At 66.5% G+C, this 5,099-nt stretch carries 5 protein-coding genes; 3 read left to right on the forward strand and 2 right to left on the reverse strand.

All coding sequences use genetic code 11. The features are described 5' to 3' along the window. On the reverse strand, positions 1 to 564 hold a 564-nt coding region (locus JOZ00_RS02400; RefSeq protein ID WP_293339137.1), incomplete at its 3' end, for an LLM class flavin-dependent oxidoreductase. A gap of 156 nt (positions 565 to 720) precedes the next feature. Between JOZ00_RS02400 and JOZ00_RS02405 the strand changes: the two genes are divergently transcribed. From JOZ00_RS02405 to JOZ00_RS02415, 3 genes are all read left to right on the forward strand, one after another. After that, complete coding sequence (locus JOZ00_RS02405) at positions 721 to 1,818, forward strand: dihydrodipicolinate reductase (protein ID WP_293339139.1); 1,098 nt, start codon at positions 721 to 723, stop codon at positions 1,816 to 1,818. Between the two features lie 35 nt (positions 1,819 to 1,853). Beyond that, positions 1,854 to 3,053, forward strand: coding sequence for a MalY/PatB family protein (locus tag JOZ00_RS02410; protein WP_293339141.1), 1,200 nt, complete (start codon positions 1,854 to 1,856; stop codon positions 3,051 to 3,053). A 217-nt stretch (positions 3,054 to 3,270) separates the two neighbouring features. Continuing rightward, on the forward strand, positions 3,271 to 4,176 hold the full coding sequence (locus JOZ00_RS02415; protein WP_293339143.1) for a haloalkane dehalogenase: 906 nt from the start codon (positions 3,271 to 3,273) through the stop codon (positions 4,174 to 4,176). A 5-nt stretch (positions 4,177 to 4,181) separates the two neighbouring features. On the opposite strand, the gene JOZ00_RS02420 is transcribed toward JOZ00_RS02415, so the two are convergent. Continuing rightward, the coding region (locus tag JOZ00_RS02420; RefSeq protein WP_293339146.1) for an amidohydrolase family protein at positions 4,182 to 5,099 on the reverse strand (918 nt) is incomplete at its 5' end.

The following is a 5,099-nucleotide window of genomic DNA, read 5'->3' on the forward strand; positions in this document are numbered from 1 at the left end:
CTGAGAAACGAACCCGAAGCCCAGCGCGCCCGCACGTCGCGCGGCCGCCTTGCTGCCGCCGGCGATCAGCATCATCGGTCCGCCGGGCGAGCCGCACGACGGGGTGACGCGGACCTTGCGCCCGCGGTATTCGACGGGCTCGCCGCGCACCAGTCGACCGAGCACGGCCAGCGTCTCGTCCGCGACCCGGCCGCGGGAGGCGAAGTCGGCGCCGAAGTGGTCGTACTCCTCGCTCCGATGTCCGACGCCGAACGCGTAGGACACCCGCCCCCTGCTGATCAGGTCCAGCAGGACCATCTCTTCGGCGAGCCGGACGGGGTCCCAGAACGGGATCGGCACCGCGGCCAGCAGAATTGCCAGGCTGCGGGTCCTGGCGGCGATCGCCGAGGCCAATACCAACGGCGCGGGCAGGTGGCCGTCATCGGCGCCGTGATGCTCGGAGAGCACCGCCAACACGGCGCCGCGAGTTTCCGCCCACTCGCACATGTCGATGGCCGCCGCGTAGAGATCCGCGGGCGGCCCGGCCCAGCCGGGCGCGCGCATGTCGAACCTAAGCGTGAACATCGGCCCTCACACGTGCACACTAACCTAAAATTTGTTCTTTAAGATAGTGCGCACTTTCTTAAACCCTTGACCGCGCCGACTCCCGGTTGTAGCTTCCGACGTAAGGGCAACGGCCGCCTGGCCTTTCATCGTGTTCGGCAACCGAGGAGGAACAAGATGACAGCACATCGTGTGGTGGTGTGGGCGACGGGCGGCATCGGGTCGATCGCCATCCGGTCCATCCACCGTCGCCCAAATCTGGAGCTGGTCGGGGTGTGGGTGCATTCGGCGGACAAGGACGGCAAGGACGCCGGCGAACTCGCCAACGGCGAACCGATCGGCTTGAAAGCCACCAACGATGCCGACGCACTGATCGCCCTGAAACCCGACTGCGTCATCTACGCGGCCAGCGGTCCGGAACGCGATGCGCTCGCCATCCCCGATTACGTCCGGCTGCTCGAAGCCGGGATCAACGTCGTCACGACCAGCACCACGCGTCTGGTCAACCCGCACGCCTACGAGCCTGCGGAGTGGCGCGACCAGTTGGCGACCGCTGCCAAGAAGGGCCAGGTCTCGCTCTATGCGTCGGGAATCGAGCCCGGCTTCGCCGCCGACTACCTACCGCTGGTGCTGTCCACCCAGTCGTCATCCATCGAAAAGATTCATGCGTTCGAGATCGGCCTCTATGACGACTACGGCGTCCCCGACATCATGAGCGACGCGCTGGGCTTCGGCCGGCCACTCGACTACCAGCCCTGGATCGGCTTTCCGGGCGCGATCGCCGGTGAATGGCAGGGCCAGATCCGGTTGGTAGCCGACGCGCTCGGGGTCGAAGTCCAGGAAGTGCGCGAGAGTTTGGACCGGGCGGTTACGAACCGGACCCTCGAGGTCGCGATGGGAACGGTGCAGGCCGGCAGCTGTGGGGCTCTGCGGATGAAGGCGATCGGTGTGGTCGACGGTCGTGAGGCCATCGTCATCGAGCACGTCACCCGACTCGCACACGACGTCGCCCCCGACTGGCCGACCGGAATCGGCGATCTGTCCTACCGCGTCATGATCAGCGGCGACCCCGACATCGACTGCACCATGGCGGCGACGCTTAAGGATCCACACAAGGCCGGAGTTGGCGGAATGACCTCGGGAGCGGGCGCAATGGTCGCCACCGCGATGCGGGTCGTCAACGCCGTGCCGTATGTCGTTGCCGCAGAGCCCGGATTGCTCAGTTCGGTGGACCTGCCGTTGACGATTCCCAAGCAGGTGTTCGCCACCGCCTGAATCGGGCCACCAACACCGCGGCTTAGTCTGCCCGGGTGACGTTTAACCCACTCGAGGAACTCACGCTGCAGCAGTTGCAGCTCCGTACGAGCATGAAATGGCGCGCGCATCCGGCCGACGTGCTGCCGCTGTGGGTCGCCGAGATGGACGTCAAACTGCCGCCGACGGTGGCCGAGACCCTGCGCGTGGCGATCGACAACGGCGATACCGGATACCCTTGCGGCACTGGGCTGGCCGAAGCGGTCAGCCAGTTCGCATCGCGGCGCTGGCAGTGGCATGACCTGGAAGTCGGTCGCACCACGATCGTGCCCGACGTGATGCAAGGCATCGTCGAGGTGCTGCGACTGGTTACCGACCGTGGAGACGCGGTCATCGTCAACCCGCCGGTGTACGCGCCGTTTTACGCATTCGTCTCCCACGACGGACGCCGGGTGATCGAGGCGCCGCTTGACGTAAACGGCCGAATTGACCTGGCAGTCTTGGAGGAAGCATTCGGGCGGGCCCGCGCGGGAGGTGGGAAGGCCGCCTACGTGCTGTGCAATCCGCACAATCCGACGGGATCGGTGCACACCGCCGACGAGTTGCGCGCGGTTGCCGATCTGGCCCGCCGGTTCGATGTGCGGGTGGTGTCGGACGAGATTCACGCGCCCGTCATTTTGTCGGGATCGCGTTTCACCCCGTATCTGACGGTGCACGGCGGGGAGAACGCCTTCGCCCTGACTTCCGCCTCCAAGGCCTGGAACCTGTCCGGACTGAAGGCGGCCCTGGCCATCGCCGGTCCGGAGGCGGTCGCGGATCTGCGGCGGATGCCGGAGGAGGTCAGCCACGGGCCGAGCCACCTGGGCGTCCTCGCACACACCGAAGCGTTCCGCACCGGTGGCGACTGGCTCGACCTCCTGTTGCAGGGTTTGGACGAAAACCGGAAACTGCTGGGCGATTTGGTCGCCGAGCATCTTCCCTCGGTCAAACATCAATGGCCACAAGGCACTTACCTCGCGTGGCTTGATTGCCGGGAACTCGGCTTCAACGAAGACGTCACCGACGGCCTTGCCGTGGTCGCGGACATGTCCGGGCCCGCGCGCTGGTTCCTCAACCACGCCCGAGTGGCGCTGAGTTCGGGCCACGTGTTCGGAACGGGCGGAGCCGGCCACGTGCGGCTCAACTTCGCCACCTCCACAACCATCCTGACCGAGGCCGTATCGCGGATGGGCCGGGCGCTGGCCAACACTGGGTAGTCGCTACGCGGAAAGCTCCTTGCGGCTGCGGCCCAGCTCCACCGCATGTGGTGGGTGCTTCCCACATGTCGGCGATGTTGCACACACACGCCGAATCCCCGTGGACACACCAGTTTCGCGACGTGCCGACACTTAGCTCAATGATATTTCCTACTAGACGAATCCGCGATGTCGCGAGAAGCTAGCAAGGGCGCCCGCCCATTCGGAGGAGCTGAGTATGGATGTGCTGCGAACCCCAGACTCCCGATTCGAAAATTTGGAGGGCTATCCGTTCGTAGCGAATTACATTGACGTAGCGGCAAGCGACACCCGGCCGCTGCGTATGCACTTCCTCGATGAGGGTCCCATCGACGGGCCGCCGATCGTGCTGCTGCACGGCGAGCCCACCTGGAGCTACCTCTACCGGACGATGATTCCGCCGCTGACCGATGCCGGGAATCGTGTGCTGGCCCCGGACCTGATCGGCTTCGGGCGCTCCGACAAACCCAGCAGGCTTCAGGATTACACCTATCAGCGCCACGTCGAGTGGCTGACCTATTGGTTCGACCGCCTGAACCTCAGGGAAGTCACGCTGTTCGCGCAGGACTGGGGATCGCTGATCGGGCTCCGTATCGCCGCCGAGCGGGGTGACCGAATCGCACGGCTGGTGGTGGCGAACGGTTCTCTGCCCACCGCACAGCGGCCCGCTCCGCTCGCGTTCCACGCCTGGCGCGCCTTCGCGCGCTACTCCCCCGTCCTGCCCGCAGGCCACCTCGTCGCCGCCGGTACCGTCCGGCGGGTGCCGCCCAAGGTGCGGGCCGGTTACGACGCACCCTTTCCCGACAAGACATATCAGGCCGGGGCGCGCGCCTTCCCTCTGTTGGTGCCCACCTCGCCGGGCGATCCGGCGGTCCCGGCCAACCGCAGGGCGTGGGATGCCCTCAGCCGCTGGGAAAAACCGTTCCTCGCAATTTTTGGAAGCCGCGACCCGCTTCTCGGGCAGGCGGACCGTCCGCTGATCAAGCACATCCCCGGCTCCGCGGGCCAGCCACACGCCCGCATCCACGCCAGCCACTTCATCCAGGAAGACCGTGGGCCCGAACTGGCGGAGCGCGTGCTGTCCTGGCAGAAGGCGCTGCTCTAATCACGTCATCGCGTGTTGACCAGGCGCACAACGCCACGCATGACCGCCCTGCTGACCGTGTGACGCACCTGGTCGAGCGTCGAGCCGGCGTCTGAGGGCTCGCCAGAACCAAACCGGGGGAACAGCGCGAGCGCATTGCCGCGATCGATCGCCGCGCGGGCGCCCGCGCCGAGGCCGGGGTAGGTCTCCAGACCCGCGGCGAATAGCTTTCCCGCCGCGACCGGCGCGAACGGCCAATCGGAACCGAAAGTCACGTGCCCGGGTTTGGCGAAGGCAAGCAGGCTCGGCAGCGCCGCCGCGCTCGACGACAAGGCGGTGTCGAAGTAGAAGCCCGCGAAGTCGTCCAGGCTGTCAGCCGGGCTGCGCCCGGTGTCGCCCATGATGCTGACTGCCATCCGATGCGACGCGTAGGGCACAAATCCTCCCGCATGGCTCAGGATGAATTTAATGTTCGGGTAATTGCGGCAAATGCCATTGCGGACAAGCAGATACGCGGCACGGGTGGTGTCGAGCAGAAAGTCGGTGGCGAACGGTGGGACACCGTCTACCGCGGGGCCCGGCAGCACCGCAGGATGGACGAACACCACGGCCGAACGCGCGTCGAGCGCGGCGAACAGATCGCCCTGACCGTCTTGGCCGAGGTAAGTGCCCGCGTTGTTGGCCAGCAGCACCACCCCATCTGCGTTCAATTCGTCCAGCGACCTGGCGACCTCGTCGACCGACTCGCGGACGTGTGGCAGGGGCAGGGTCGCGAAGAATCCGAACCGGTCGGACTGACCGGCGACCACGTCGGCAAGGCAGTCGTTGAGGTCCCGCGCGAGCGCGGTGGCGTCGGCCGCGCCCGACAGGAACGCGGTGCCCGGTGTGGACACCGAGAGGATCGCGGCGCCGACGTTGAGTTCGGCCATGGTCGCCAACGACCC

The sequence above is a fragment of the Mycobacterium sp. genome (genome assembly GCF_019243155.1).
Taxonomy (GTDB): Bacteria; Actinomycetota; Actinomycetes; order Mycobacteriales; family Mycobacteriaceae; genus Mycobacterium.

What these genes read in the sequence shown, in the direction of transcription:
- JOZ00_RS02405 (WP_293339139.1), top strand. Translation starts at nt 721, where the DNA reads ATGACAGCACATCGTGTGGTGGTGTGGGCGACGGGCGGCATCGGGTCG.
- JOZ00_RS02415 (WP_293339143.1), top strand. Translation starts at nt 3,271, where the DNA reads ATGGATGTGCTGCGAACCCCAGACTCCCGATTCGAAAATTTGGAGGGC.